Source organism: uncultured Pseudacidovorax sp. (genome assembly GCF_913773995.1).
In the GTDB taxonomy this organism is placed as follows: domain Bacteria; phylum Pseudomonadota; class Gammaproteobacteria; order Burkholderiales; family Burkholderiaceae_C; genus Xenophilus.
In genome coordinates this window covers 1-26,792 of sequence record NZ_CAJYES010000139.1, presented here as the reverse complement: position 1 = coordinate 26,792, position 26,792 = coordinate 1, and the positions used below count along the sequence as shown (strand labels likewise).

At 69.9% G+C, this 26,792-nt stretch carries 29 protein-coding genes, 1 tRNA gene and 1 pseudogene; 13 read left to right on the top strand and 18 right to left on the bottom strand.

Annotated elements, in window-relative coordinates:
• Positions 1-682 (top strand): response regulator (locus QZ772_RS13155; RefSeq protein ID WP_295526886.1); only part of this gene is annotated, 682 nt, incomplete at its 5' end.
• Positions 683-697: 15 nt separating this feature from the next.
• Here the strand turns inward: QZ772_RS13155 and QZ772_RS13150 are convergent.
• The 7 genes from QZ772_RS13150 to QZ772_RS13120 all read right to left on the bottom strand — a co-directional run bounded on the left by QZ772_RS13150 (position 698) and on the right by QZ772_RS13120 (position 4,790).
• Positions 698-1,963: an RNA polymerase sigma factor gene (locus QZ772_RS13150; RefSeq protein WP_295526883.1), complete on the bottom strand. Its 1,266-nt coding sequence runs from the start codon at positions 1,961-1,963 to the stop codon at positions 698-700.
• A 22-nt stretch (positions 1,964-1,985) separates the two neighbouring features.
• The gene (locus QZ772_RS13145) at positions 1,986-2,477 is read right to left on the bottom strand and encodes a VOC family protein (RefSeq protein ID WP_295526880.1); all 492 of its coding nucleotides are present in this window, start codon (positions 2,475-2,477) and stop codon (positions 1,986-1,988) included.
• Between the two features lie 14 nt (positions 2,478-2,491).
• Positions 2,492-2,896: a VOC family protein gene (locus tag QZ772_RS13140; protein WP_295526879.1), complete on the bottom strand. Its 405-nt coding sequence runs from the start codon at positions 2,894-2,896 to the stop codon at positions 2,492-2,494.
• A gap of 11 nt (positions 2,897-2,907) precedes the next feature.
• Positions 2,908-3,357: an SRPBCC domain-containing protein gene (locus QZ772_RS13135; RefSeq protein WP_295526876.1), complete on the bottom strand. Its 450-nt coding sequence runs from the start codon at positions 3,355-3,357 to the stop codon at positions 2,908-2,910.
• Complete coding sequence (locus tag QZ772_RS13130; RefSeq protein ID WP_295526873.1) at positions 3,354-3,893, bottom strand: SRPBCC family protein; 540 nt, start codon at positions 3,891-3,893, stop codon at positions 3,354-3,356. Before QZ772_RS13130 ends, QZ772_RS13135 begins: the two co-directional genes overlap by 4 nt.
• Before the next feature lie 27 nt (positions 3,894-3,920).
• The gene (locus QZ772_RS13125; protein ID WP_294375412.1) at positions 3,921-4,322 is read right to left on the bottom strand and encodes a YciI family protein; all 402 of its coding nucleotides are present in this window, start codon (positions 4,320-4,322) and stop codon (positions 3,921-3,923) included.
• 120 nt (positions 4,323-4,442) lie between these two features.
• Entirely contained in the window at positions 4,443-4,790 is a 348-nt protein-coding gene (locus QZ772_RS13120; RefSeq protein WP_295526868.1) for a YciI family protein, read from the bottom strand.
• Between the two features lie 208 nt (positions 4,791-4,998).
• Here QZ772_RS13120 and QZ772_RS13115 point away from each other — a divergent pair, with 208 nt between their 5' ends.
• From QZ772_RS13115 to QZ772_RS13095, 5 genes are all read left to right on the top strand, one after another.
• A complete protein-coding gene (locus tag QZ772_RS13115; RefSeq protein ID WP_295526866.1) occupies positions 4,999-6,564 on the top strand; it encodes a GMC family oxidoreductase in 1,566 nt (521 codons plus the stop codon).
• A gap of 170 nt (positions 6,565-6,734) precedes the next feature.
• Complete coding sequence (locus QZ772_RS13110) at positions 6,735-6,917, top strand: hypothetical protein (RefSeq protein WP_295526863.1); 183 nt, start codon at positions 6,735-6,737, stop codon at positions 6,915-6,917.
• Between the two features lie 204 nt (positions 6,918-7,121).
• Entirely contained in the window at positions 7,122-8,402 is a 1,281-nt protein-coding gene (locus tag QZ772_RS13105) for an HlyD family efflux transporter periplasmic adaptor subunit (protein WP_295526860.1), read from the top strand.
• The gene (locus QZ772_RS13100; RefSeq protein WP_295526857.1) at positions 8,402-10,600 is read left to right on the top strand and encodes a peptidase domain-containing ABC transporter; all 2,199 of its coding nucleotides are present in this window, start codon (positions 8,402-8,404) and stop codon (positions 10,598-10,600) included. Before QZ772_RS13105 ends, QZ772_RS13100 begins: the two co-directional genes overlap by 1 nt.
• A 38-nt stretch (positions 10,601-10,638) precedes the next feature.
• Positions 10,639-12,075 carry a TolC family protein gene (locus QZ772_RS13095; protein WP_295526854.1) on the top strand — a complete coding sequence of 479 codons (1,437 nt, stop codon included), beginning with the start codon at positions 10,639-10,641 and terminating at the stop codon, positions 12,073-12,075.
• A gap of 27 nt (positions 12,076-12,102) precedes the next feature.
• Here QZ772_RS13095 and QZ772_RS13090 read toward each other — a convergent pair whose 3' ends face one another.
• On the bottom strand, positions 12,103-13,191 hold the full coding sequence (locus tag QZ772_RS13090; RefSeq protein ID WP_295526852.1) for a M14 family metallopeptidase: 1,089 nt from the start codon (positions 13,189-13,191) through the stop codon (positions 12,103-12,105).
• A 211-nt stretch (positions 13,192-13,402) separates the two neighbouring features.
• On the opposite strand from QZ772_RS13090, the gene QZ772_RS13085 reads away from it, so the two are divergent.
• A complete protein-coding gene (locus QZ772_RS13085; protein ID WP_295526850.1) occupies positions 13,403-13,879 on the top strand; it encodes a hypothetical protein in 477 nt (158 codons plus the stop codon).
• Here the strand turns inward: QZ772_RS13085 and QZ772_RS13080 are convergent, their stop codons facing one another.
• A complete protein-coding gene (locus QZ772_RS13080; RefSeq protein WP_295526848.1) occupies positions 13,880-14,788 on the bottom strand; it encodes a LysR family transcriptional regulator in 909 nt (302 codons plus the stop codon).
• A 103-nt stretch (positions 14,789-14,891) separates the two neighbouring features.
• Here QZ772_RS13080 and QZ772_RS13075 point away from each other — a divergent pair, with 103 nt between their 5' ends.
• Positions 14,892-15,218: a nuclear transport factor 2 family protein gene (locus QZ772_RS13075; protein ID WP_295526845.1), complete on the top strand. Its 327-nt coding sequence runs from the start codon at positions 14,892-14,894 to the stop codon at positions 15,216-15,218.
• A 68-nt stretch (positions 15,219-15,286) separates the two neighbouring features.
• Positions 15,287-15,993: pseudogene (locus QZ772_RS13070) on the top strand (SDR family oxidoreductase).
• Positions 15,994-16,153: 160 nt separating this feature from the next.
• Here QZ772_RS13070 and QZ772_RS13065 read toward each other — a convergent pair.
• The 8 genes from QZ772_RS13065 to QZ772_RS13030 all read right to left on the bottom strand — a co-directional run bounded on the left by QZ772_RS13065 (position 16,154) and on the right by QZ772_RS13030 (position 23,307).
• The gene (locus QZ772_RS13065) at positions 16,154-16,726 is read right to left on the bottom strand and encodes a DUF427 domain-containing protein (protein WP_295526844.1); all 573 of its coding nucleotides are present in this window, start codon (positions 16,724-16,726) and stop codon (positions 16,154-16,156) included.
• Between the two features lie 103 nt (positions 16,727-16,829).
• Positions 16,830-17,855 (bottom strand): methionine synthase, encoded by a 1,026-nt coding sequence (locus tag QZ772_RS13060; RefSeq protein WP_295526842.1) that lies wholly within the window; start codon positions 17,853-17,855, stop codon positions 16,830-16,832.
• Positions 17,856-18,015: 160 nt separating this feature from the next.
• Positions 18,016-18,106, bottom strand: a tRNA-Ser gene (locus tag QZ772_RS13055).
• A 76-nt stretch (positions 18,107-18,182) separates the two neighbouring features.
• Positions 18,183-19,514 (bottom strand): serine--tRNA ligase, encoded by a 1,332-nt coding sequence (serS, locus tag QZ772_RS13050; protein ID WP_295526841.1) that lies wholly within the window; start codon positions 19,512-19,514, stop codon positions 18,183-18,185.
• Positions 19,515-19,518: 4 nt separating this feature from the next.
• Entirely contained in the window at positions 19,519-20,769 is a 1,251-nt protein-coding gene (locus tag QZ772_RS13045; protein ID WP_295526840.1) for a DUF2254 domain-containing protein, read from the bottom strand.
• Positions 20,770-20,785: 16 nt separating this feature from the next.
• Positions 20,786-21,778: a threonine/serine dehydratase gene (locus QZ772_RS13040; protein ID WP_295526838.1), complete on the bottom strand. Its 993-nt coding sequence runs from the start codon at positions 21,776-21,778 to the stop codon at positions 20,786-20,788.
• A 96-nt stretch (positions 21,779-21,874) separates the two neighbouring features.
• On the bottom strand, positions 21,875-22,849 hold the full coding sequence (gene ispH, locus QZ772_RS13035) for a 4-hydroxy-3-methylbut-2-enyl diphosphate reductase (RefSeq protein ID WP_295526837.1): 975 nt from the start codon (positions 22,847-22,849) through the stop codon (positions 21,875-21,877).
• Positions 22,849-23,307, bottom strand: coding sequence for an FKBP-type peptidyl-prolyl cis-trans isomerase (locus tag QZ772_RS13030; protein ID WP_043112907.1), 459 nt, complete (start codon positions 23,305-23,307; stop codon positions 22,849-22,851). The genes ispH and QZ772_RS13030 overlap by 1 nt, the downstream gene beginning before the upstream one ends.
• A 99-nt stretch (positions 23,308-23,406) precedes the next feature.
• On the opposite strand from QZ772_RS13030, the gene radC reads away from it, so the two are divergent.
• On the top strand, positions 23,407-24,084 hold the full coding sequence (radC, locus tag QZ772_RS13025) for a DNA repair protein RadC (protein ID WP_295526836.1): 678 nt from the start codon (positions 23,407-23,409) through the stop codon (positions 24,082-24,084).
• A gap of 41 nt (positions 24,085-24,125) precedes the next feature.
• Positions 24,126-24,794, top strand: a complete 669-nt coding sequence (locus QZ772_RS13020) for a Smr/MutS family protein (RefSeq protein ID WP_295526835.1) — start codon at positions 24,126-24,128, stop codon at positions 24,792-24,794.
• Positions 24,795-24,932: 138 nt separating this feature from the next.
• Here the strand turns inward: QZ772_RS13020 and QZ772_RS13015 are convergent, their stop codons facing one another.
• A complete protein-coding gene (locus QZ772_RS13015; RefSeq protein WP_295526832.1) occupies positions 24,933-25,337 on the bottom strand; it encodes a group II truncated hemoglobin in 405 nt (134 codons plus the stop codon).
• 147 nt (positions 25,338-25,484) lie between these two features.
• Here QZ772_RS13015 and QZ772_RS13010 point away from each other — a divergent pair, with 147 nt between their 5' ends.
• Positions 25,485-26,525: an ABC transporter substrate-binding protein gene (locus QZ772_RS13010; protein WP_295526830.1), complete on the top strand. Its 1,041-nt coding sequence runs from the start codon at positions 25,485-25,487 to the stop codon at positions 26,523-26,525.
• A partial coding sequence (locus tag QZ772_RS13005; protein WP_295526828.1) for a hypothetical protein occupies positions 26,522-26,792 on the top strand: 271 nt, incomplete at its 3' end. The genes QZ772_RS13010 and QZ772_RS13005, both read left to right, overlap by 4 nt.

The window sequence follows — 26,792 nt, the reverse complement described above, 5'->3', positions numbered from 1 at the left end:
CTATGCCACGCTGTCCGTCACCGACACCGGTCACGGCATCGACAAGGCGCTGCTGTCCCGGGTGATGGACCCGTTCTTCACCACCAAGGAGGAAGGCAAGGGCACCGGCCTCGGCCTGTCGATGGTGTATGGCTTCGTCAAGCAGTCGGGCGGCACCGTCACGCTGTACTCAGAGGTGGGCATGGGGACCACCGTGCGCAGGTACTTTCCGACCGTCGAGGCACGCCCGACGCCGGTCGTGCGCGGCGCGCAGGCCCACTACCGCGGCGGCGACGAACGCATCCTGCTGGTCGAAGACCGCGAGGAGGTCGGCATGCTCGCGCGCGACATGCTCGAAGGTCTGGGCTACAGCGTGAGCCTGGCCACCTCGGCCCAGGAAGCGCTCACGCTGTTCCGCAGCCTCGGCCCTTTCGAGCAACCGGACCTGCTGTTCTCGGACGTGGTGATGCCGGGCGGCATGAACGGCTACACGCTGGCCCGAGAGATCCAGAAGCTGCGCCCCTCCACGCGTGTGCTGCTGACCACCGGCTTCGACCGCGACCTGGGCAGCCTGGACCATGTGGCGCCCGCGGAGTTCGAAATCATCAAGAAGCCCTACCGCCTCGCCGACCTGGCGCGCAAGGTGCGCGACGTGCTGGACGGGCCCACCGGCTCGCACACGGTGGGCGGCGGGGGTTCCTAGCGGCGTCTGGCTGGATCAGTGGGAAAGGCGATTCATCCGCTCGCTGAGCAGGGCGCGCTGTACCTCGTTGTCCGTGCACTGTGCGGCCAGCCGATAGGCCTCGCGGGCCTCGTCAACCCGGCCCAGCCGCTCCAGCACATCGGCGCGCGCACCGTGCATGTAGGGATAGCGCTGGAGCTGCGGCTCCCCGGCCAGAGCCTCCAGAACGGGCAACGCCGCAGCGGGCCCTTCGGCAAAGCTCAGGGCCACGGCCCGGTTGAGTGCCACCACCGGCGAGGGATGGCGTGCCAGCAGCCGGTCGTAGCCGGCCAAGATGGCGCGCCAGTCGGTGTCCTCGGCGCGGGCTGCGCGCGCATGGCACGCGGCGATGGCAGCCTGCAATGTGTAGGGGCCATCGGGATCGAGCCGCTGGGCCCGCGCCAGCGCGCCGAGCCCGCGCTGGATCAGCAGGCGGTCCCAGCGCCGGCGGTCCTGGTCCGGCAGCAGCACGGGGCGGCCCTGGGTATCGAGCCGGGCCGGCAGGCGGCTGGCCTGGATCTCCAGCAGCGCCGCCAGGCCATGCACCTCGGCCTCGTCGGGCAGCAGATGCTGCAGCTGCCGCGCCAGGCGCAGCGCCTCGTCGCACAACGCCGGTCGCAGCAGGCTCGCGCCGCTGCCCGCGCTGTGCCCTTCGTTGAAGATCAGGTAGACCACCGCCAGCACGGCACCCAGGCGCTGGGCACGCTCGCCGGCGTCGGGCAGCTCGTAGGGCTGGCCCTTGAGCGCCTTCTTGGCACGCACGATGCGCTGGGCCACGGTGGCCTCGGGCAGCAGGAAGGCGCGCGCGATCTCGTGCGTGTCCAGCCCGCCCAGCAGGCGCAGCGTGAGCGCCACCTGCGACTCGCGCGGCAGTACCGGATGGCAGGCGATGAGGATCAGCCGCAGTTGCTCGTCGCCGATCGCGGCCTGGTCGCGCGCGGCATCGAGCTGGTCGGCGAAGTCGGGCACCACCTGCGCGCCCAGGGCTTCGTCGTCGGCGGCAAGCTGCGCATGCTCGCGCTCGAGCATCGCGCGGCGGCGCAGGCGGTCCAGCGCCTTGTTGCGCGTGGCGGTCATCAGCCAGGCCGCCGGGTTGGCGGGCTGACCATCGCGTGGCCAGGCATCGAGAGCGGCGAGCAGGGCGTCCTGCGCGCAGTCCTCGGCCTCGTCCAGGTCGCGCAGCAGCCTGGCCGCTGCGCCCACCAGGCGGCCACGCTCGATCCGCCAGACGGCGGCGGCGGTGTCGGCATGGTGCGGGGGCATCGGCGGCGTGTCAGGCGACCTTTCAGGCGCCGTCGTAGGCCCGCTGCAGGGCCGCGAGGTCGATCTTGTGCATGCCCCACACGGCCTGGAACACGCGCTGCACGCGCGCCGCGTCGGGGTCGTTGACCATTCGGAACCACGCCTGGGGAATGATCTGCCACGACAGGCCCCAGGCATCGCGCACCCAGCCGCAGGCAAGCGCCGTGCCGCTGCCCGCGGGCAGCTGCTCCCAGAGGTGGTCGATCTCGGCCTGGTCCTCGCAGGCCACGGTGAGCGAGAAGGCCTCGTTGAGCTTGAAGTGCGGCCCGCCGTTGAAGGCCGTCAGCTGCAAACCGAGCAACTCGACGTGCTGCAGCATGACGGTGCCGGCCGGCCCCGGCGCGTTCTCGCCCCAGTGCTGCGTGTGCAACACGCGGCCACTGCCGGGACCGAAGACACGCAGGTAGTGGGCCACCGCGTCTTCAGCGCCTTTCTGGTACCAGATGAAGGGCGTGAGCTTGTTCAGCATCTCCATGGCGATCTCCTTGCTCAGGCGTTGGGCGGCATGCCGCTCATGAAGGCCAGCTCCCAGATGTGGCCATCCAGGTCCTCGAAGCCATGGCCGTACATGAAGCCATGGTCCTGCGGAGGCCTTGGCACGGCGGCGCCGGCGGCACGGGCCTTGGCCACGAGCTCGTCCACCTCTTCGCGACTCTCGCACGAGAGGCACACCAGCACCTCGGTGGCGGCCTTCGCATCCACCAGCGGCTTGGCGGTGAAGCCGCGGGCGAAGTCCTCGGTCAGCAGCATGGCGTAGAGGTTTTCACCCAGCTCCAGGCAGGCGCCCATCTCGTTGGTGAACTGCGGGTTGAAGCGGTAGCCCAGCGCCTCGAAGAAGGCCTTGCTGGCGGGCAGGTTCTTGCAGGGCAGGTTGACGTAGATCTGCTTGTGCATGGCGCACTCCTTCAAGGGGTGGAAGACGATTCGGCCAGGGCCTTGAGCCGCTGCAGGGCCTTCGGCCACATGCCTTCGAGCATCGCCGCATGTTCCTCGCTCCAGCCTTCCAGCCGCAGCTGCAGGCGGGTGCCGCCCTCGGAAAGGGGGACGAGGGTGTAGCGCTCGTGCATCGGCGCGGCATCGGGCAGGTCCGGCGTCATCGGCTGGCCCTCGCGCAGCTCGCCCACCATGCGCAGGCTCAGATGCGTGGGCCGCCGGCGCTGCTCGACGACGGCCTCCATGCCGTTGCAGTCGGGGTCGAGGAAGCGCATGCGGCTGCCTTCCGACCAGTCGCCCTCGCAATACGCCCCTTCGCAGAAGGCGCTGGCCCAGTCGCGGAAGGCGACGGGATCGAACAGACAGGCCCAGACCCGCTCGGGCGTGGCGTCGATGTCGATGGTGTGTTGCTGGTCGCTCATGCCTTCGCCTCCGCGATTTGTTTCAGGTTCTGCAGGCCGTCCTCGAAGTCGCGGCCGACCATGCGGTCCATGTCGATGAACAGGCCCATGACGCGGCCGATCATGTTCGCCGGGCCGTGCATGCGCCAGTGCACGGTCGTGCCACCGCCTGGGGCGGTCTCCAGCACGAACTCGCCCTGGTTGTGGGCCTCGAAAGGCTTCAGGAAGTCCAGCTGCAGTTGTACCGCCCGGCCGGGCTGCTGGCCGGTGAGGGTCATGCTGCCGGTGCCGACCTTGCTGCTTTCCCAGTCGTAGCGCGAGCCCACGCCCGTCGGCGGGCCGCTGTAGTGGCTGCGCATCTGCGGGTCCTTGCGGGCATAGGGATTCCAGCGGTTGAAGCCCTGCAGCTCGCTCACCAGCGGCCACAGCCGCTCGGGACTGGCCTCGATGCGCAGCTGGCGCTCGACCGAGAAGGTGGCGGGGCGGGTGGCGGCATAGGCCAGCACGGCCAGAACCAGGACGGCCAGGCCGATCAGCACGAAGACGAGGATTCTCATGGGGGTGCTTCGCATGACGGGCCGCGGTCAGCGGACGATCTCCATATCGCCGCCGGGCCCGAAGTCGGCCTCCTCGTACAGGCGCCGCACCTCGATCTCGCAGGTGATGCCGATGAAGGGGGCCGGGAATCGGCTGGCCCAGGCGCGGGCCTCCTCTTCGGAGCGCACCTGGATCAGCGTGTAGCCGGCGATCAGCTCCTTGGTTTCGGCGAAGGGGCCGTCGATGACCTCTCGCCGCCCATCGGCGTGATAGCGCTGGCGCCAGCCCTGGCGACTGGGCCGCAGCCCCGCGCCGTCGAGCAGCACGCCGGCGCGGGCCATCTCTTCGTGGAAGGCGCCCATGTCCTCGAAGAGCTTGGCGAACTCGGGGCCGGGCTTGTCGCCGCGCTCGCTGGTGTCCGTCGCGCGGACCTGGATCATGAATCGCATGGCAGGCTTTCTCCTGGTGGGGCGGCAGCGCCTTTCGCTGCCTTCATGCCTACGACGATCCGGCCGGTCCGGAATCGACAGACCTCGGGAAACTACCTAGCGACGGGCCCGAGGACTGACTCACTCGTAACAAGGGCCGACGCCGCGGATCTCCACCGTGGCCCATTCCGCGGCAGGGCAACGGCCGGCCCAATGCAGCGCCACAGCGGCATCCTCGGTGTCGAGCAGGAAGAAGCCCCCCACCATCTCCTTGGCCTCCGCGAAGGGGCCGTCCAGCACCTGCACCTCGTCCGCGCGCCGGGTGAGGCGGCGGGCGGCGGTGCCGAGCGACTCGCGAGCGATCAGCAGGCCGGCCTCCTTCAATTCGGCGCCGAAGTCCAGCATGCGCTGGTACGCCGCCTCCCCCTCGGGGCGACTGCGGGTCGCACGTTGGCCGAGGGGTTCGACGATGAGGAGCATGTGGGGCATGGCGGCTTCGCGGAAAGGAATGAGACGCCGCATTCTGAGGCCGGCACATGGCATCGTCATGCGCCGCCCTGCAACGCAAGCCGGCCCTTCGTCAGCCGCCGGTCGGCGGACTGTCCATCCCGGCTGACGGCCGGAGGGCCCGTGTGCCGAAGCCGGGTCGTGCCGGGACCGCCCAGACTGGCGCGCTTTCCACACCATCTCCTGTCCCATGCCGCACCCCACCTACGACCTCATCGTCATCGGCAGCGGGCCCGGCGGCGCCAGCCTGGCGCACCGGCTGGCCGCCACGGGTCGGCGCATCCTGATCCTCGAACGGGGCCAGTACCTGCGGCGGGAAGAAGCGAACTGGAGCCCGCAGGCCGTGTTCGTCGACGGCCGCTACCAGGCGCGCGAATCCTGGGTGGACCGCGAAGGCCGCTCCTTCTCACCCCAGCTTCACTACTGTGTGGGTGGCAATTCGAAGGTCTACGGCGCCGCCCTGCTGCGGCTGCGCGAGCGCGACTTCGGCGAGGTGCAGCACCACGGCGGCCTGTCGCCCGCCTGGCCGCTGACCAGTGCCGACTTCGCCCCCTGGTACGACGAGGCCGAGGCGCTGTTCCATGTGCACGGGTTGCGTGGCGACGACCCGCTGGACCCCGGCACGACGCCCTACCCCTTCGCGCCCGTCAAGCACGAGCCCCGGATCGCCGAGCTGAGCGAGCGGCTGCGCGGCCAGGGCCTCAGGCCCTTTCATCTGCCGCTGGGCATCCTGCTCGACCAGCAGGAGGATGGCTTCGCCACGCCGACCAGCACCTGCATGCGCTGCTCCTACTTCGATGGCTTTCCCTGCCTGCTCAATGGCAAGGCCGATGCGCAGGTGGTGTGCATCGACCCGATGCTGCGTGCGCATTCCAACGTCACGCTGCTCACCGGCGCCTATGTGGAGCGGCTGGAGACCGATGCCACCGGGCGGCGCGTGACCGAGGTGGTGGTACAGCGCAACGGCGGCGAGGAGCGCTTCACCGCCGGCACGGTGGTGGTGGCCTGCGGTGCGCTGTCTTCCGCGCTGCTGCTGCTGCGCTCGGCCAATGCCCGCCATCCGCGCGGCCTGGCCAACGGCTCCGACCAGGTGGGCCGCAACTACATGCGCCACGAGATGTCGGTGGTCATGGCGGTCATGAAGGAGGTCAACGACACGGTCTTCCAGAAGACCCTGGCCCTGGGCGACTTCTACTTCGGCAGCGACGACTGGCCGCATCCGCTGGGCCTCATCCAGATGTGCGCCACCAGCCACGCCGACCAGATCAAGGGCGAGGCACCGCTGCCCGGGCTGATGCACCATCTGCCCGAGATGCCCTTCGACGCGCTGGCCCGCCACTCGATGGACTTCTGGCTGCAGTCTGAAGACCTGCCCGATCCCGACAACCGCGTGTACTACCGGGACGGTCGCGTGCACCTGGACGTGCGTCCCACCAACCCCGAGGCGTTGCGCCGCCTTCGCGCCAAGCTGGAGCAGGTGCTGTCGGACATCGGCTGGCCGGCGGTGCTGGTGGAGCGCTCGCTGTATCTGGGCAAGGACATCCCGCTGTCGGGCACCGCGCACCAGGCCGGCACCTGCCGTTTCGGCACCGACCCGGACACCTCGGTGCTCGACCTCGACTGCCGGGCCCATGAGCTGGACAACCTGTACGTCACCGACGCCAGCTTCTTCCCCAGCATCGGCGCAGTGAACCCGACCCTGACCCTCATCGCCAATGCCCTGCGCGTGGCCGACCGGCTGAAGCACCGGGCCTGAGGCCGCTCCTGCGGAGTGTTAAATATTGCCAAGTTCTAGTTAACAAAATGTTTAAAAGTAAGAACTTGGCGCTATATTTCGGCGCAATGCAGGACGGCCGACGCCCTGCAGAACCGAAGGCGCGCTGACGCGGCTTCGAACCCGTTCGATCCCACCTCGAGGTACACAACATGGCCATTCGCGAACTCTCCAGCCAGGAAGTCAAGTCGGTCGCTGGCGGCACCTGGCTGTCCGGCTGCTTCTCGTTCTGCCTGCCCAAGATCACCTGGTGCGCACCGAAGCCCAGCTGCTCGCCCAAGCCCAGCTGCTCGCCGAAGCCCTCCTGCGACAACGGCGGCGGCGCCTCGTCCTAAAAGCGCGCGGGCGCGGCGACAAGGGCGCTGCGCGCGTTCCGATCCGCCGCACCGCTGTCTGCCGCGCACCGAACGGTGCACCGCCGCGGCCCTTCTTCCGGGAAGGGCCGCTTTTTTCGTCGCACGACCTGCGGCGGCTGCGCCTGACGGGCGCTCCGCATCCCCCGCTCGGGGCGCTCCTTCCCTTTCTTCTGCCCTGGCTCCATGACGGACGAATCGCCGCTCTTTCGCCCCGAAGCCGTTGACGCGCGCCGGCCCCAGGGCCTGGGCCCGATCGTGCTGGCCCAGCCGCTGTCGTTTTCCTTCCTGGCCGTGCTCGCCGCAGCCTGTGCGCTGGCGCTGGGTGCCTTCATGACGTGGGGCAGCTACACCCAGCGAACGAGCGTCGGCGGCCAGTTGCTGCCGGAGGGCGGCTGGGCCAAGGTCTATCCGCCGCAGGGTGGCGTGGTGACCGACAAGCGCGTGGCCGAGGGCCAGTCGGTGCGCGCCGGCGATGTGCTGTACGTGGTGTCGCTGGAGCGCCGCAACGAGGCCGCGCCGCAGGGCCTGTCGGCCATCGCCGACCAGGTGGCGCGCCGCCGGGACAGCCTGCGCTTCGAGCTCGAACGGCTGTCGCCGCTGCAGCAGGAGCAGCGCGCGGCCACCCAGCGGCGCCTGTCAGCCGCCCAGGCCGACCTGCGGGTGATCGACCAGGCCATCGAGGGCCAGCACAAGCGCGTGGCCCTGGCTGAAGACACGCTGCAGCGCTACCGCGGCCTGCAGCAGAAGGACTACATCGCCGTCGAGCAGGTGCAGCTGCGCGAGGCCGACTGGCTGGACCAGCGGGCCCGCCTGCAGGCGCTGGAGCGCGACCGGCTCTCCGCCAGCCGCGAGCTGGCCGCCGTGCGCAGCGAGCTGGAGCGCATGCCCATCGAGCAGGAACGCCAGAGCGCCGAGCTGCGCCGGGCTCTGTCCACCAGCGACCAGGAACTGGTGGAAAGCCAGCTGCGCCGCAGCGTCCAGGTGGTGGCGCCGCGCGATGGCGTGGCCACCGCCGTGGCGGCGGAGCTGGGCCAGGCGGTGGACCCGACGCGCCCGCTGCTGTCCATCGTGGCGCCCGGCGCGCGGCTGCAGGCCGTGCTGCTGGCGCCCAGCCGCGCCGTGGGCTTCGTGCGCGAGGGCCAGCCGGTGATGCTGCGCTTCGACGCCTTCCCGTACCAGAAATTCGGCCATGGCCAGGGCACCGTGGCGCAGGTCGCGCGTGCGGCCCTGTCGGGCCAGGAGCTGCAGGTGCTGGCCGCCGCCGGCATGGAACTGCCCGGCGCCAGCGGCGGCGAGCCGCTCTACCGCATCACGGTCGACCTGGCGCGCCAGAGCGTGCTGGCCTACGGGCAGCCGCAGCCGCTGCAGGTGGGCATGCAGCTGCAGGCCGACATCCTGCAGGAGCGCCGCCGACTGTACGAATGGGTGCTCGAGCCCCTGTGGACCTTGACCGGAAAGTGGTGATGACGATCCCAGCCTTCCTGCACGGCGGCCTGGGGCTGCGCCGCCTGCCCCTGCTGCTGCAGACCGAGAACACCGAGTGCGGGCTGGCCTGCCTGGGCATGGTGGCCGGCTACCACGGCCAGCGCAGCGACCTGGCCACGCTGCGGCGGCGCTTTTCCCTGTCGCAGAAGGGCGCCACCCTGGCCCAGCTGATCGACATCGCGGCGGCGATGGGGCTGACCGCACGGCCGCTGCGGCTGGAGATCGAGGACCTCTCCGCGCTGCGCCTGCCCTGCGTGCTGCACTGGGGCATGAACCACTTCGTGGTGCTGCGCAAGGTGGGCCGTGGCGCGGTCTGGATCCACGACCCGGCCAGCGGCGCACGCCGCGTCGGCATGGACGAGGTGTCGCGCCAGTTCACCGGCGTGGCGCTGGAGCTGTGGCCGGGTGCCGAGTTCCGCCCGTCCGCGGCCCCGCCGGCCGTGCGGCTGCGCGACCTGGTGGGCCGGGTGCACGGCCTGCTGCCCGCGGGCACGCAGGTGCTGGTGCTGGCCCTGGCGCTGGAGGCCTTCGCGCTGGCCGCGCCCTTCTACCTGCAGTGGGTGATCGACCGCGTGCTGGTGGCGGCCGACCGCGACCTGCTGTCCACGCTCGCGCTGGGCTTCGGCCTGCTCGTGGTGCTGCAGCAGGTCTTCACCGCGGCGCGCAGCTGGGTGCTGCTGCACACCGGCGCCAACCTGCAGATGCAATGGGGTGCCTCGGTGTTCGCGCATTTGCTGCGCCTGCCGGTGCAGTATTTCGAGCGGCGGCACCTGGGCGACGTGGTGTCGCGCTTCGGCGCGGTCGAGCAGATCCAGCGCACGCTCACCACCTCTTTCTTCTCGGCGGTGATCGACGGGCTGATGTCGGTGCTGGTGCTGGGCATGATGTTTCTCTACAGCCCGCCGCTGGCCTGGATCGCGGTGGGTGCGATGCTGCTCTACACGCTGGTGCGGCTGCTGTGGTTCCGCCCGCTGCGCGATGCCAACGAGCAGGAGATCGTGCACCAGGCCAGCCAGCAGTCGCACTTCCTGGAGACGGTGCGCGGCGTGCGCGCCGTGAAGCTCTTCCAGCGGCAGAACGAGCGCATGAGCGCCTGGCTCGCGCTCATGGCCGAGCAGGTCAATGCCAGCGTGCGTGGCCAGCGGCTCGTGATCGGCTTCCAGGCCGCGAGCGGACTGCTCTTCGGCCTGGTGGGCATCGCCGTGCTGTGGCTGGGCGCGCACAAGACGCTCGACGGCGTGATGACCGTGGGTGCGCTCATGGCCTTCAAGGCCTACCAGGACCAGTTCGACCAGCGCGTCACCACGCTGATCGAACGCATCTTCGAGTTCCGCATGCTGCGGGTGCAGGCCGAGCGGCTGGCCGATGTGGTGCTCACACCGGCCGAGCCGCGGGCGCCGCTGGCCGGGCCGGCCGCCGCGTCGCCGCAGCTGGCGGCACCGCCGACGGTGCGGCTGGAGAACCTGCGCTTCCGCTATGCCGACACCGAGCCCTGGGTGGTGGACGGCATCGACCTGGAGATCCCGCCCGGCCAGTCGGTGGTGTTCGTGGGGCCTTCCGGCTGCGGCAAGACCACGCTGGTCAACCTGCTGCTGGGCGTGCTCACGCCAGTCGAGGGCGACATCCGCGTCGGCGCGACCAGCCTGCGCCGCAGCGGCGGCGAGGCCGTGCGCCCGCTGATGGCCGCGGTCATGCAGGACGACGTGCTCTTTGCCGGCTCCATCGCCGACAACATCGCCTTCTTCGACCCCGCGCCGGACCGTGAGCGCATCGTCCAGTGCGCGGCCCTGGCGCATGTGCACGAGGACATCGACGCCATGCCCATGGGCTACCACACGCTGGTGGGCGACATGGGCGCCGCGCTGTCCGGCGGCCAGAAGCAGCGCATCTTTCTCGCGCGGGCGCTGTACCGGCAGCCGCGCATCCTGGTGCTCGACGAAGCCACCAGCCACCTGGACCTGGCGCTGGAGGAGGCGGTGAACGCAGCGGTGCAGTCGCTGGCCCTCACCCGCATCCTGGTGGCGCATCGGCCCGAGACCATCCGCAGCGCGGACCGGGTGGTGCGTCTGGCCGGTGGCCGCGTGGTGGCGGACACGGGCGCTCCTCTTCGCCATGCCGGCGACACACACCAGCCGGCGCCCGAGCGGCAGGCGGGGGCTTTCGAGGCCGCAGGATGAGCGGTCAGCGGCTCGCACAGACGCTCTGCGGCCTGGGGATGGTCCTCGCCGCTGGCTTGGCCAGCGCCGCGCCACCGACCGCCTTCGATCCCCTGGGCAGCCGGCAATTGCTGAACGGCCTGCCCCCGCCCGGCCAGCAACCGCTGGCCGATGCGACGGCGACAGGCAGTGGCGCCGGCTGCCCTGCCCCCTTCGCCGGCGGGCGCATCGGCCTGGCCGAGGCCGTGCAGCGCGCCCTGTGCAACGACCCGCGCGGCCCGCAGGCCTGGGCCGACCTCGACCTGGCCGCCGCCCGCCTGGGCGTGGCGCGCAGCGCCTGGTGGCCAACGCTCGACGCCCAGGCCGGCGCCGGCCGCAACCGGCAGCGGCTGCGCGAGTCCGCGACCGCGGGCGCATCGCCCACGACCAGCGCGTCGACCTTCGACAGCCGTAATGCCCAGCTCTCGCTGGCGTGGACGCTGTTCGACTTCGGCCAGCGCAGCGCCACCGAGGAAGGCGCCCGGCAGACGCTGCTGGCCGCCGCGGCCAGCCGCAGCCAGGTCGTGCAGCAGATCTTCCTGGACGCTGCCAACGCCTACCTGCAGCTGCTGCAGGCGCAGGGCCAGATGGCTGTGGCACGGGAGACGGAGCGCATCTACCTGCAGGGCTTCCTGGCGGCAGAGGCCAAGCATGCCGCGGGCGTGGACGACCAGGCGGCCAAGCTGCAGATGCAGACCGCCTTCGCGCAGTCCGTGGTGGCGCGCGTACGGGCCGAAGGGCAGCTGCGCACCGCGCAGGGCGCGCTGGCCGCCGCCCTGGGCGAGGCCCCGGGCCGCCCGGTGGAGGCCGACCTGGACGCCACACGCCTGCCCGACACGGCCTTCATCCGCGACACCGACACCCTGCTGGCCCTGGCCGAGCAGCAGCATCCCCAGCTGCAGGCGGCGCGGGCGCAGCTGGCCGCCGCGCGGGCGCGGGGCGATGCCGCCGAGCGCGCCGGCCGTCCATCGCTCAGCCTGGCCGCCAGCCAGGGCCTGACCCGCCGCAGCGGCAGCGAGGCCGCCACCGGCCTGGCGGACCGGCAGCGCGACCAGTCCGTGGGCCTGCAGCTGACGGTGCCGCTGTTCGACGGCTTCTCGCGCATGTACGAGGCGCGCGCCGCCCAGGCCGAGGCCGCGCAGGCTGACGCCGCACTGCAGGTGGCGCGCCGCACCATCGCGCTGGAGGTCTGGCAGGCCTACCAGGCATTCCAGACGCAGAACCAGCAGCTCGACGGCACCGAACGGCTGCTGGGCTACGCGACCCGTTCGCTGGAGGTGGCGCAGGGCCGCTTCAAGGCCGGTGTGGGCAACACGCTGGAGCTGCTGGAGGCCCAGCGCGCCCTGGCCGATGCGGCGCAGCAGCGCATCGGCGTGCTCTCGGACTGGCGCGCGAACCGGCTGCGACTGGCGGCCGCTTTGGGTCAGTTGGGGCTGTGGAGCGTGCGCGGGGATTGAAGGTAAAGGCGCGGGCGATGCGCACGCTCATGCCGCGCGCGCGAGCCCGAGGATGGTCTGCAGCATCACCACCCGCGCCTGGCCGAGCACCATGGCCTTCCATGCGTCGTCGTCGCAGTAGAAGGCATCGCGCACATCACGGCGGATGGCCCGGCGCTGCAGGTCGTCCGCCTCGGGATGCCGATGCAGCCAGCAGTCCGCGCGCAGGCGGTCCAGCACCTGCTGATCCGGCAGCGTTCCGAACTCCAGGCCCATGGGCGCGAAGAGGGCCTGCGGGCACTCGTCGTAGGCGGCACTCACCACGGGGCCCGACACATCGGGCGAGGCCGAGCCGGCCTCGAACATGGCCAGCACGTCCGCCCCCCACAGCGAGCGCGCCAGCGGCAGGCCGGCCGCGCGGCCCGGGAAGATCTTCTCGCCATGCCCCCACGGGCCCAGGCCGGTGTGCACATCGATCCAGGCCAGATGCGTGGCAGTGGCCGCATGCTCGCGCAGCAGCGCGCGGATCGTTCGGTTGCTCCAGCTCGGTGCCGTGCCGCCGTAGAACAGGCCGTCCGGCACGGTGTACTGGCCGCGGCTCAGCGCCGCGCGGTAGGCCGCCATCCCGTGCTCGGCAATGTAGTCCGCCAACGCGGCGGCCTGCTCGGCCGTGGGCGGCCAGTGCTCGGGGAGCGCGAGCGAATCGACCGCCGCATAGTCGGCGTTGACCGGCAAAGGCCGCGCAAAGTCGACGTGGTTGCGGTTGAGGTCGATGTTGTCCTCGTTGACCCGCCGCAGGTGCGAGAAGCCATGCGGATTGATGGCATGGACCAGCAGCAGACCCAGACGCGCCTCCTCCAGCCGCCGCAGCAGGTCATCGTCGCGCAGCAGCGCGATCTGGCAGCCGGAACCGCAGAAGCCCTCGGGGCCATGGGTGCCGGCGCTGACGATGATGAGGCGGCTGGCATCCGCCGCGCCAAGGCGCGCGGCGTCCATGGCCAGCGTCTCTCCCAGGGCGCCCCGGTGTCCGGGCAACTCGATGGACTGGATGCGCGCCCCGCGGTCCTCGGCGGCATCCAGGAACTTGCGGCGGGCTTCGGCATAGCTGCCGGAGAAATGGGAGGCGATGGAAGGCATGGCGATGTTCCTGGCTTGGCCGTTTCCGGCATGCTGCAGACGGGTCTGTGAAGGCCGGCAGCGCCGTGCTCCCAGGCGCCCGACGGGCATGCGGCCATTGTGACCAGTGATGCACCCTGCGGCCGGCCCGTGGCGCAAGACCGTGCCTGTGCAGGCATCGGCCTAAGATCGCCGCCCCCGACCCCCCCTCTTACCCATCTCAGCTGTGCCCATGAACGAACCGACCGCTCCCATCCAGGAGCCCAGGCTATGGAGCGACGAGCGCTGGACCGCGCGCGTGATCAAGAACGAAGACGACGACGGCTGGGCCGTCTCGATGACCCGCCAGGGCGATGCCGAGCCGGCGCTGGTCGGCCCCTGGACCATGGGCCGCGACAAGAAGAACCCCAAGCCCCTCGACGTCGCGGCCTTCCATACCCTGGTCAAGACGGCCAACGAGGTGCTGCGCCGCCACGAGCAGCAACTGCATGCCCGGCTGAACAAGAGCGTGAGCGTCGGCAGCGGCTCGCAGCGCATCCGGGTGTCGCTGCAGATCGTGCCGGACGAGGACAACCCCTATGCCATCCTGCGTGCGGAGGACGAGCTGGGCGAAGCGCTCGGCGAAGCCCGCGTGCCGCCGACCTTCAAGATCAATGCCGACAGCGCCGCGGCGTGGATCGAGGGCGGCTTCGAGCGGCCCTCGCGCTGATCACGAGGACGCCGCCGGCCGGTCCAGCAGGCAGTCGATGAACGCGCCGAGCAGGGCCGGCCGATGCTGCCTGTTGGGGTAGTAGAGGAACAGGCCCGGACGGGTGATCGACCAGTCCGCGAGCACCTGAACCAGGCGCCCCTGCGCCAGGAGCTCCCCGACGCCGTCCTGCTCGAAGTGATAGGCGATGCCCAGCCCGTTCAAGGCGGCAGCGATGCCGACGTCGGCATGGTTGGTGACCACGGGACCATCGACGGCGACCTCGAGCCGCTGACCCCGCTTGCGGAACTCCCAGCGGTAGGGCCGGCCATCCATCTGCAGTCGCCAGTTGACGCATGCATGGTCATGCAGGTCCTGGGGTGACCTGGGTGTGCCTCGCCGCGCAAGGTAGTCGGGGGACGCGACGGCCACCATCTTCAGGTCCGGCGTGAGGCGCACGGCGACCATGTCCTTCTCCAGTCGTCCACCGACCCGTATGCCCGCATCGAAGCGCCCCACGACGATGTCGGCCAGCGCATCGTCGACCACGATGTCGAGCACCACATCGGGATGGGTCTGGTGGAACCGTGCCAGCCGCGGCGCGATGAGGGTTCTTGCCGCGATGCCCAGCGTGTTGATGCGCAGCGTGCCGCTGATCTGCCCGGTGGCTTCGCTGGCCTCGGCCACCGCAACGGCCATCTCCTGGAACAACGGCGCGATCCGCCGGTAGAGCCGCTCGCCACTCGCCGAAGGCGCGACGCTGCGGGTCGTGCGATTCAGAAGCCGCGCGCCGATGCGGCCTTCGAGCTGCCGGATGGTCTGGCTCAGTGCCGACGGCGAGAGGCCCAGGTGCTCTGCGGCCCGGGCAAAGCTCTGGCGCTCCACGACGGCGACGAAGGCCTTCAGCTCAGCGAAATCGGAGCCTCGCATTCTGTATTCCTTGCTACACAACCCATGCAGATTCAAGCATATTCCCTAAATACTGGGCGGCGCGCATCCTCGGGGCCTTCACTCACCGCATGGAGCCAATGCCATGGACACCTTGAATCTTCCCGCGCCGATTGCGGCGTACTTCGCCGCCGACCCCGAGACCGAAGCCTTGGCGCGTTGCTTCACCGCGCAGGCCGTCCTGAAGGACGAAGGCCACACCTACACGGGCGTGCGCGCCATCCAGGCCTTCCTGGCCGACGCATCGGCCAAGTACGACGCGACGACGGTTCCGTTCGCCCTGGAGCAGGAAGATGGCTCCCATCGGGTCCGCGCCACCGTCACCGGCAACTTCCCGGGCAGCCCCATCGTTCTCTCGTACCGCTTTCGGCTCGAGGGCGCCCTGATCGCATCGCTGGAGATCACGGCATGAGCTTCGATCTGCACCTCGAAGGCCGGCGTGTGGTGGTCACGGGCGGCACGGCCGGCCTCGGCGCTGCCGTGGTCAAGGTCTTTGCCGAAGCCGGCGCCCGAGTGGCGACATCGGCGCGCAGTGCGCCGGCGCAGCCGGTCGATGGGGTCACGTATGTGGCCGCCGACCTGTCGACCGCGGAGGGCACCCATCACTTTGCCCATAACGTGCTGAAGGACTGGGGCGGCGCCGACATCCTGATCAACGTGCTCGGTGGCTCGAAGACGCCCGGCGGTGGATTCGCCGCGATCACCGATGCGCACTGGCTGGCCGAGTTGAACCTGAACCTGATGCCGTCCGCATGGACCGCGCACTGCTGCCGAGCATGCTGGCGCAGGGCGAGGGCGTCATCATCCACGTCAGCTCCATCCAACGCGCGCTGCCGCTGCCCGAGTCGACCACGGCCTATGCCGCCGCCAAGGGCGCTCTCACCACGTACAGCAAGTCGCTGGCGCGAGAGGTCACCCCCAAGGGCGTGCGCGTGCTGAGCGTTGCACCCGGCTGGATCGAGACCGAGGCCTCCGTCGAGTTTGCACAGCGGGTGGCCGCGGAGGGCGGCACGGACTACGAGGGCGGCAAGAAGATCGTCATGGATTGGCTGGGAGGCATTCCCGTCGGACGACCCGCCACACCCGGCGAGGTCGCCGATCTGATTGCGTTTCTTGCATCGCCGAGGTCCGGTTCGATCACAGGCTCAGAGGTGCGGATCGACGGTGGCACCGTGCCGACGCTGTAGCCGGCACAGCCGCTGGGTCGAGGCGGGCGAGTTCATCGCGTTGCCGCTTGTGGCGCGTCGATGCCAGGCCCGCGATGCACAAACCCGAAGGCCCCGCTGCGTGCGTCGAGAGGGCGGGCAGGGGCCTCCGCGTCGAGGACGGGGCCACCGACTCCGCACATCACCAGCCCGCAGACCCGGGCTCGCCCTTGAAGGGACCCACGACCTCGGGCGTGATCCACCCTGCGTAGAAGCGACCCGGCTGCGGCACCACGCGAACGCCGTCGACCCAGCACGCGAGCTGCTGCGGGTAGAACGCAATGTGGTCGCGCAGAGCCGCGTAAGACGGTTCGGGCTGGGGGTAGAACCACGCTGCCGCCTCGAACCTGCGGTCGCCCGCGACTACGGTGAGGTAGCGCGCCTCACCCTTCCATTCGCAATACGACGTTCCTGCGGCGGGCGCCAGCGCGTCGGCACGCACATCGGCGCGCGGCAGGTAGAAGGTCGGCGGGCTGGCGGTTTCGAGCAGCCGCAGCGCCTGGCGAGTGCGCGCGATCTCGACATCGCCGACGCTCACCACGATCTCGCGGCCATCCGCCTCGATGCGCGGCGGGCGCGGATAGTCCCACACCGACTCCTGACCCGGACCCGGTGTCTGCGCGAAGGATGGGCGAGCGTCGCCGACATGGCGCCATTGCGCACGGGCGCGCTGGAGGCGTTCGATCTCTTGGGAGCGGGCGTCTTGCGAGTTCATGCGGAGGGATTCTGAAGACACCGTATGCCTTGCGCATTCGGCACCGGCTGGAGGCCCTGCCCCGCCGAGTGCCAATGCGCTTTTGACGCTGCAGCTGTGCAGCTCAGGCCCCGGGCAGGCGCTCCCTGGCCAGCTTCGTCCCTGCCGCCAACGCCTCCAGCTTGCGCCACGCCACATCCCGGCTCATCGGCGCGAGGCCGCAGTTCGTGCACGGAAAGAGCCGCTCCTTCGGCACGAACTCCAGCGCCTTGGCGATGGTGTCGGCCACCTCCTCCGGCGTCTCCACCGCGGCGCTGGCGACATCGATCACACCGACCATCACGTCCTTGCCGGCCAGCAGGCCCATCAGGTCGGGCGGCACGTGGGAATGAATGCACTCCAGGCTGACCTGGTCGATGGAACTGTTCGCCAGTGCTGGGAACACGGCCTCGTACTGGCGCCATTCGTCGCCCAGGGTGCGCTTCCAGTCGGTGTTGGCCTTGATGCCGTAGCCGTAGCAGATGTGCACGGCCGTCGTGCAGGTCAGGCCCTGGGCCGCCCGCTCCAGCGCCTGCACGCCCCAGTCGGCAGCGTCCTTCATGTAGACGTTGAAGGCGGGCTCGTCGAACTGGATGATGTCCACGCCGTCGGCCTGCAGCGCCAGGGCTTCCTGGTTGAGCAGCTCGGCAAACGCGAAGGCCATCTTGACCTTGTCGCCGTAGAAGCGGTCGGCCACGGTGTCGATGATGGTCATCGGGCCGGGCAGGGTGAACTTGAGCTTCTTCTTGGTATGCGCGCGCGCCAACTGGGCTTCGAAGGCATGCACGCGGCCCTTGAGGCGCAGGGCCGACACCACTTGCGGCACCATGGCGTCGTAGCGGTTGTCGCGGATCCCCATCTTGACCTTGTGCTCGAAGTCGATGCCCTCGACCTGCTCCAGAAAGCCGTGCACGAAATGCTGCCGCGACTGCTCGCCATCGCCCACGATGTCCAGACCCGCATCTTCCTGCGCCTTGATCCACAGGAGCGTCGCGTCGGCCTTGGCCTGACGCAATGCTTCCCCTTCAGCGCGCCACTCGGGCCAGAGCTTCTGGGTCTCGGCAAGCCAGGCGGGCTTCGGCAGGCTGCCGGCGATGGAGGTTTCGAACATCGATCGGTTCTTTCGCAAGGAGGAGTGGTCCGAGACCCGCGATCGGCGAAACGCGGGCAAAAAAAAGCCGCAACCTTGAGGGTTGCGGCCGTGTCTTGGATGGCGCTTGGGTGGGACAGACTTGGCCGTCCTCACCTGTGTTGTTGTTCTTGAAAAATACTGGCGGAGAGGGTGGGATTCGAACCCACGGTACGGGGAAACCGTACGCCTGATTTCGAGTCAGGTACATTCGACCACTCTGCCACCTCTCCACAAGCTGTGCGATTCAGTCGAAGCCTTGCATTATAGCCAGGCTTTCGGCCCGCTGGGAAGCGGGCCGCCGACGGATCAAGCGCGCAGGACGGCCTGGTTGCCCAGGTAGGGGCGCAGCGCCTTGGGGATGGCGATGCTGCCGTCGGCCTGCTGGTGGTTCTCCAGCACCGCGACCAGCGCACGGCCCACGGCCAAGCCGGAGCCGTTCAAGGTGTGCAGCAACTCGTTCTTCCCCTGCGCGTTCTTGAAGCGGGCCTGCAGCCGACGCGCCTGGAAGGCCTCGCAGTTGGAAACGGAACTGATCTCGCGGTAGGTGGCCTGCGCCGGGATCCACACTTCCAGGTCATAGGTCTTGGACGAGCCGAAGCCCATGTCGCCGGTGCACAGCAGCACCACGCGATAGGGCAGCTCCAGCGCCTGGAGCACCGCCTCGGCATGGCGGGTCATTTCTTCCAGCGCGTCGTAGCTCTTCTCGGGATGCACGATCTGCACCATCTCGACCTTGTCGAACTGGTGCTGGCGGATCATGCCGCGCGTGTCGCGGCCGGCGCTGCCCGCCTCAGAGCGGAAGCAGGGCGTGTGGGCCGTCAGGCGGATGGGCAGTTGCGACTCGGGCACGACGGTGTCGCGCACGAAGTTGGTCAGCGGCACCTCGCTGGTGGGAATGAGGTAGAGCGCGGACAGGTCGGGCACCGGCTCGCCGTCCTGCCCGCCCTTCTTGGCGGCGAAGAGGTCGCCTTCGAACTTGGGCAGCTGGCCCGTGCCGCGCAGCGTCTCGCCATTGACGATGTAGGGCACATAGCACTCGGTGTAGCCGTGCTGCTCGGTCTGCAGGTCGATCATGAACTGCGCCAGCGCACGGTGCAGGCGGGCGATGGCACCCTTCATGACGGTGAAGCGAGAGCCGGCCAGCTTGACGCCCATCTCGAAGTCCAGGCCCAGCGGCTCACCCAGTTCCACATGGTCCCGCGGCGTAAAGCCGAGCTGCGGTGCGTTGCCGCCCTCCCCGCCCTGCGGGCTCCAGCGTCGCACTTCGACGTTGCCGGCTTCGTCCTCGCCCTGCGGCACGCTCTCGTGCGGCAGGTTGGGCACCGCCAGCAGCAGGGTCTGCAGTTCGGGCTGCAGCGCGTCCAGGCGCACGGCGGACGACTCCATCTCGGCCTTGAGCGCATTGACCTCGGCCATCAGCGCATCGACCGACTCGCCCTTGGCCTTGAGCGGGCCGATCTGCTTGTTCAGCGCGTTGCGGCGGGCCTGGATCTCCTCGGTGCGCGTCTGCAGTTGCTTGCGCTCGGCTTCCAGGGCGGAAAAGCGCGCGACGTCGAGGTAGGGCTGGTTCTTCTTGCGGGATTCGAGACGCGCAATGACCGAAGGCAGGTCCTTGCGCAGGAGAGTGATGTCGAGCATCGGCTCATTGTAGGAAACGGCTATGCGTCGCCTGCGCCAGTGCAGCGCGGTCGGCATTGCTGGCGAAAGCCTCGCTCGCCCGAGCGAAGGCTTGGCGGGCCATGGCGTCGATGGCCTCGGCATGGGCCGGCGCAGCCTCGGCCAGCGCGGCCAGCGTCTTCTGCAGCCGGATCGACACCTCGATGGCACCGGTGCCATCGCGCGCCAGCGGGCGGAAGGCGTCTTCCAGCAGGTCGGCGATGGCGGGCAGCGGCACGAAGACGCGGTCGCAGTCGGCGGCGCCCGGCGCGTCGTCCTGCCGTTCGAGCACGGCGCGGAACACCCGGTGCTGGGCGTCGATCACCTCGATGGCGGTGCCCGCGTCGTTGACGGCCGCCGACAGGGCGCGGCTGCCGATCTCGGCCAGCGTGACCAGGCCCAGCCGCGGGTCGTGGTCGAAGCTGCGGTGGCGCTCGACGGTGAAGGCCCGGGCCAGCGCGGCGCGGCACTCGTCATCGGCCCGGCCCTCGGCCTGCAGCAGCGGCCGCTGCGGATGCACCAGCGTGCCGGGCAGCACGGCCACATGCAGGCGCAGGTCGGCCTGTGCGGCGATGCGCTGCAGCGCACCCACGTCCACATGCGTGACGTAACCCGTGCGCTCGCCGAAGACCGGCCACGCACCTTCGGGCACGGCCACGGCCGGCCGGCCGCCCAGGTGCGGCGCCTCGCGCCATTCGCGGACGGATTCGACGGCCGCGCGCTCAACGCGGTCGATCACGTCGGACATGCGGCCGAAGGCCGTGAGGTGAGCGATCCATCGCAGCAGCGTGAACACGATCAGCGCCACCACGGCCAGCGTGCCCACGAACAGGATCACCCGCCCCCGGTCGCCGTAGAAGCCGGTCGACAGGGCAATGATGCCGACGATGGAAAACAGGAAGGCGCCCAGAAAGGTCGAGAGGGCGTTCTGCGAGGTCGGATCCTGGACCAGCAGTTGCGTGGCGCGCGGCGTGGCCAGCGTGGTGGCCGAGGAATAAGCCGACACCATGGCCGTGAGCGAGAAGGTGGTCACCGCCAGCATCGACGAGGCCAGGATCTGCAGGATGCCGCCCACCGAGTCCTGCCCGATGTTGCCCTCGAAGTGCTCCGGCAACCAGGGCGCCAGATAGCGCGCCGCCACCGCCAGCAGCACGGCCACCAGGCTGAAGACGACCGAGCGGAACCAGATGCGCCGCGCCGTGCGGCGCAGCAGCAGTCGCCAGGAAGGCAGGCTCATGGTGTGCGCGCCGGACTCAGGCGACCGTCGCCGGATCGACGTTGGCGCCGCAAACGATCAGGCACACGCGCTGGCCCGGCTGCAGGCGCACTGCGCCGCTGTGCAGCGCCGCCAGTGGCAGGGCGGCGGCGGCTTCGACGGCCAGCTTCATCTCCTTCCACAGCCACTGCTGCGCGTCGCGGATGGCGGCCTCGGTCAGCAGCAGTGCCTCGGGCACATGGTGCTTCGCGATCTCCCAGGCGATGCGGCCGATGCGGCCCGCGCCCAGCGAATCGGCGGCCAGGCCGCCCACGGCCACGTCGACCGGCTCGCCCGCCTCACGGGCGCGGTAAAGCGTGGGTGAGCCCTCGGGCTCCAGCGCGATCACGCGAGTGCGGTTCTCGAACCAGCCGGCCAGGCCGCCGATGAGGCCGCCGCCGCCCACGCTGACCAGCACGGCGTCGGGCACGCCGCCGGCCTGGGCCTCGATCTCGCGGCCCAGAGTGCCGGCGCCCGCCACCACTTCGGCCTGGTCGTAGGCATGGGTGAGCAGCGCGCCGGTGGCCTGCTGACGAGCCAGGCAGGCTTCGAGCGCATCGGCATACAGCTGGCCGACCACGTTGACCGTGGCGCCCAGGTCGCGCAGCTTCTGGCGCTTGGCCTCGGGCGAGACGCCGGGCAGGAAGACCTCGCAGGGCACGCCCAGCGCCCGCGCCGCACCCGCGGTGGCGATGCCGGCATTGCCGCCGGAGGCGACGACCACGCCCGCTTCGGGAATGGGGTTGGCCAGCAGGCGGTTCATCATGCCGCGGGCCTTGAAGCTGCCGCCGGACTGCAGGTGCTCCAGCTTGAGCCAGACCTCGGCACCGGGCACGTCCAGGCCCAGGGCCGAGGCGGGCAGGCGCCACAGCGGTGTCTCGCGCACGAAGCCGCGGCCGTGCTGCTGCAGGCGCCGGGCGGCCGCCTCGATGTCGGCGCGCCAGCTCTGGGAATCGTGCGAACCGTGCGAAGAAGAGGTCGAAGTCGTCATGGATGGTCCAGAAGTGGCACCGGCCGCATCATGCGGCCGGCTGGCGGGAGGCCTCGCGCCGCGCGCCTGCGCGCTGCGGATGGCGTCCGGGAAGGATCAGGAGATGTGCTGCGGCGGCGGCTGGTCGTCCAGCTTGAGGCCCTTGGGCAGCGGGAATTTCAGGTGCTCCTCCACGCCCGGCAGGCTGCGCATCGACACGGCGCCCAGCGACTTGATGCGCTCGATCACCTCGCGCACCAGCACCTCGGGCGCCGAGGCACCGGCCGTGAGGCCGACGCGCGCCCGGCCCTCGAACCATTCCGCCTTCAGCTCGGCGGCGGAATCGACCATGTAGGCCGTGGTGCCCAGCCGTTCGGCCAGCTCGCGCAGGCGGTTGCTGTTGGAGCTGGTGGGGCTGCCCACCACGATCACCACGTCGACCTGGGGCGACAGCAGCTTGACCGCGTCCTGCCGGTTTTGGGTGGCATAGCAGATGTCCTGCTGCTTGGGCTCGCGCACCTTGGGAAAGCGGGCCCGCACGGCAGCGGCGATCTCGGCGGCGTCGTCCACGCTCAGCGTGGTCTGGGTGACGACGGCGAGCTTGTCGGTCTGGCCCGGCTGCACGCGTCCGACGTCTTCCACGTCTTCGACGAGATGGATGCCGCTGGAGAGCTGGCCCATCGTGCCCTCGACCTCGGGATGCCCCTTGTGGCCGATCATGATGAACTCGTAGCCTTCCTTGGCCAGCTTGGCGACCTCGACATGCACCTTGGTCACGAGCGGGCAGGTGGCGTCGAAGATGGAGAAGCCACGGGCACGGGCCTCGTTCTCCACCGCCTTGCTCACACCGTGGGCGCTGAAGACCAGCGTGGCGCCGGGCGGCACCTCGTCGAGCTCCTCGATGAAGATGGCACCCTTGGCCTTGAGGTCGTTGACCACGTAGGTGTTGTGCACGATCTCGTGGCGCACGTAGATGGGCGCGCCGAACTTGGCGAGGGCCCGCTCCACGATCTCGATGGCGCGGTCCACGCCGGCGCAGAAGCCGCGCGGCTCGGCCAGGAGGATCTCGTTCAGGGCCGTGCTGGTCGTCATCACAGGACGCCGATCAGGCGCACCTCGAAAGTTACCGGCTGGCCCGCCAGCGGATGGTTGAAGTCGAACTGCACCGCGCTGTCCGACAGCGCGATCACGGCCCCGGCATAGCTGCCCGCGCCATCGGGCGTGGGGAACTGCACCACGTCGCCGACGGCGTACTGCTCGTCGGGGTCGCCCAGCTGCGCGAGCAGCGTGCGCGCCACCCATTGCTGCATCTCGGCATTGCGCTCGCCGAAGGCCTCGCCGGCCGGCAGCTCGAAGGTGGTGTGCGTGCCTTCTTCCAGGCCCAGCAGGCGCTGTTCGACAGCGGGCGAGAGCTCGCCCGCGCCCAGCGACAGCGTGGCGGGCTTGTCGTTGAAGGTGTTGATGATGTCGCCGGCCGGGCCGGCCAGACGGTAGTGCAGCGTGAGGAAGGAGCCGGGCTGCACCACGGGAATTTGGGTGGACGAAGACAAGGGAGGCCCCCGATAAACTGGCCCGCGAGTTTAAAGGAGGGGGGTTGGGCCGCCGTGCCTTAGGGCCGTCGACGCCGCAGCCCCCAAGGGAGGAACACCATGGCATTCCACGACCTGCCGGCCGATGCGCGCCCGCGGGAGAAGCTGCTCGCGCGCGGGCCCGCCGCGCTGAGCGACACCGAACTGCTGGCGCTGCTGCTGCGCACCGGCCTGGCCGGCCGGCATGTGCTGCAGCTGGCGCAGGACGTGCTCGATGCCTGCGGCGGCATCGCCGGCCTGCTGCACGCCGATGGCGAGGCGCTGCGCAAGGTGCGCGGCTTGGGCGGCACCGCCAAGCGGGCCGAGTTGCTGGCCGTGATGGAGCTGGCCCGGCGCGCCATGGCCCAGCGGCTGGCCGAGCGCCCGGCCTTCGAGACGCCCGATGCCGTCGCGCAGTACCTGCAGCTGCACCTGGCCCACAAGCCGCACGAGGTGTTCGCCGTGCTCTTCCTCGACACCCGCCATCACCTGCTGGCGATGGAGGAGCTGTTCCGCGGCACATTGGCGCAGACCAGCGTCTACCCGCGCGAGGTGGTGCAGCGCGCCCTGCACCACGGCGCCGCGGCGGTGGTCCTGGCCCACAACCACCCCAGCGGCGACGTGCAGCCCTCGCGGGCCGACCTGGCGCTGACCGAATCGCTGCGGGCGGCCCTCGCCCTGCTGGACGTGCGGGTGCTGGACCATGTGATCGTCGGGCCGGGTCGCTTCCTCTCGATGGCCCAGCAGGGACTCCTGTGAGCCGCGCCGATCGGCCCGCGGGCCCGTGAGACACTGCCCCGATGCCCCCGAAGACCCCGGCCCTCAAGAGCTTGTCCGACCTCAAGCAGGTGCAGCGCCAGCTGGCCGAGGACCGCGCGCGCAAAGCGGCCGAGGCCCTGCGCCAGAAGCAGCTGGAGGAGCAACGCCTGGCGCGGCAGAACCTCTTCGCCCGCGCCATCGGCGCCGACACCGGCGCCACCAAGCCACTCAAGCACAAGCCCATGGTCGTACTGACCAAGGAGCGGCCCGCGCCGGTGGCCACGCAGTTCCACCTCGACGAGGCCAAGGCCCTGCGCGAAACCATCAGCGACGAGTTCGACGTCACCACGCTGCTGGACGCCGACGACCAGATGAGCTTCCGCCGCCCGGGCGTGGGCCTGGACGTGACGCGGCGGCTGCGCGCGGGCGACTGGTCCATCCAGCGCCAACTGGACCTGCACGGCCTGCGCAGTGACGAGGCCCGCGAGGCGCTGGGCGGCTTCATCCGCGAGGCCCACCGCCACGGCGTGCGCTGCGTGCGGGTGGTGCACGGCAAGGGCCTGGGCTCGCCCGGCAAGCAGCCGGTGCTCAAGACCAAGGCGCAGCGCTGGCTGATCCAGAAGAAGGAAGTGCTGGCCTTCGTGCAGGCCAAGCCGGCCGAAGGCGGTGCCGGCGCGCTGGTGGTGTTGCTCGCGCCTTCGGGGCGCTGAGGAAGGCGAGGCGCTCGGACCCGGGCGGGTCGGTCAGCCAAGGACCGTTCGGGCTGAGCCTGTCGAAGCCAGGGCACGCACAATCACAGCCCTTCGACAGGCTCAGGGCGAACAGGTTGACCGACTGGAGCTGCGCGCTCAGACGCCCTTGTTGCGCATCCAGTCGGCCGTCTGGAAGAAGGAGTCGCGCAGGCGCGCACGCAGGCCGTCGGGCACGCCCGTCTCGCCCATGGCCTGGTCCATGCAGGCGAGCCACTGGTCGCGCTCCTTGATGCCGATGGGAAAGGGCAGGTGCCGCGCCCGCAGCCGCGGATGGCCGAAGCGCTCGGTGTAGTGCTGCGGACCGCCCATCCAGCCCGTCAGGAACCACGTCAGCCGCTGCCGCGCGTTGTCCAGGCTGGGGCCATGGGCTGCGCGCAGGTCGGCGTACCCGGGCTCCAGTTCCATCAGGTCGTAGAAGCGCTCGACCATGGCGCGAACCTTGTCTTCGCCGCCGATCCATTCGAAGACGGTGTCGTAGGGCGGCTTTTCCTGAATCTGCATGGGGCCAATTGTCCGCGGCTCCTGTCCCACGCCCGGAATCGGTGCGACGCGGGCCCTTCGGACCGGACGGACTCTGGCATGTGTCTTGCTCGTTTTTTGTTCTTCATATTGAAATCAGTTCAATATATTGAACAAGGAGTGATGAGCATGACCATGAGCGACGCTTTCTCCCGACGCCACTTCCTCGGCGCTGCCTCCTCGCTGACGGTGGGACTCGCCCTGCCGGCCCGCGCCGCAGGGGGCTTCACCTCCACCGTCTTCGGCGGCGTCTGGGAAAAGAACTACCGCGCCGCCATCGTCGACAGCTTCGAGAAGAAGCTGGGCGTGAAGGTCGCGCTCAAGCTGGGCACGGCCAGCGAATGGCTGACCAACGGCATGGTCAACCGGGCCAGGCCCGAGATCGACATGCTGCTGCTGCCCTACCCGGACAGCATCAAGGCGGTGCGTGCCGGCATCGGCATGCCGCTCTCGCCCGACAAGATCCCCAACATCCGCAATCTGCATCCGATGTGGTTCGACCAGTTCCGCAAGGAGGCAGTCGGCCTGGACTATGTGGCCTACGGCATCGCCTACCGCACCGACCTGGTGAAGAAGCCGCCCGAGGCCTGGAGCGACCTGTGGGACCCGGCCCTCAAGGGCCGTGTCACGGTGCCCAACATCGGTGTGTGGGGCAGCTGGGAGATGCTGGTCGCCGCCGCCCGCACGCGCGGGGGCGACGAAGGCAACCTCGACCCCGGCTTCAAGGCCCTGCGCGAGCTGCGGCCCAACATCCGGCGCTTCTTCAGCGGCTCCACCGACGCCATGCAGATGCTCGACACCGGCGAGGTCTCGGTCGTGGCGATGACCACCAACATCCCGGCCTACGCGCTCATCGACAGCGGCAAGCCGGTCAAGTTCGTCTTTCCGAAGGACGGTTCGATGGTGGGCATGGTCTCCTACCACGTGGCCCGCAACACGGCCAATGCCGATCTCTGCATGCAGTTCATCGACCACGCGCTGAGCAAGGAGTGCCAGGAGGCCTTCTGCAACGCCGTGATCGCCGGCCCCACCAACCGCCTGGCCCGCTTGAGCGGCAAGGCGGCCGAGCGCGTGCCGTCCCTCGATCAGCTCAAGCTCTTCGATTGGGCCAAGGTCATTCCACAGATGTCGGAGATCACCGACCGGTGGAACCAGGAGATCGCAGGTTGATCGCCGAGCAGCACCTGGACACAGCGGTGCACGACGCCACGCCTTTCGCGACCGCACTGGTGATTCCCGCAACGGCCACCCTGCTCGAAGCGGCACCGGCCGCACTGGACGAGCTGGCAGCGCTGCTGCAGGCCGCGCGTGCGGCCCGCGTGTTCACCGTCTTCATCGCGCCGGTCGAGATGGCCTTTCCCTGGCCCGAGGCCCTCGTGCCACGGCCGGGGCCCCACGAGTTCGTGGTCCGTGCGCCGGACACGGGCGCCTTCGGCG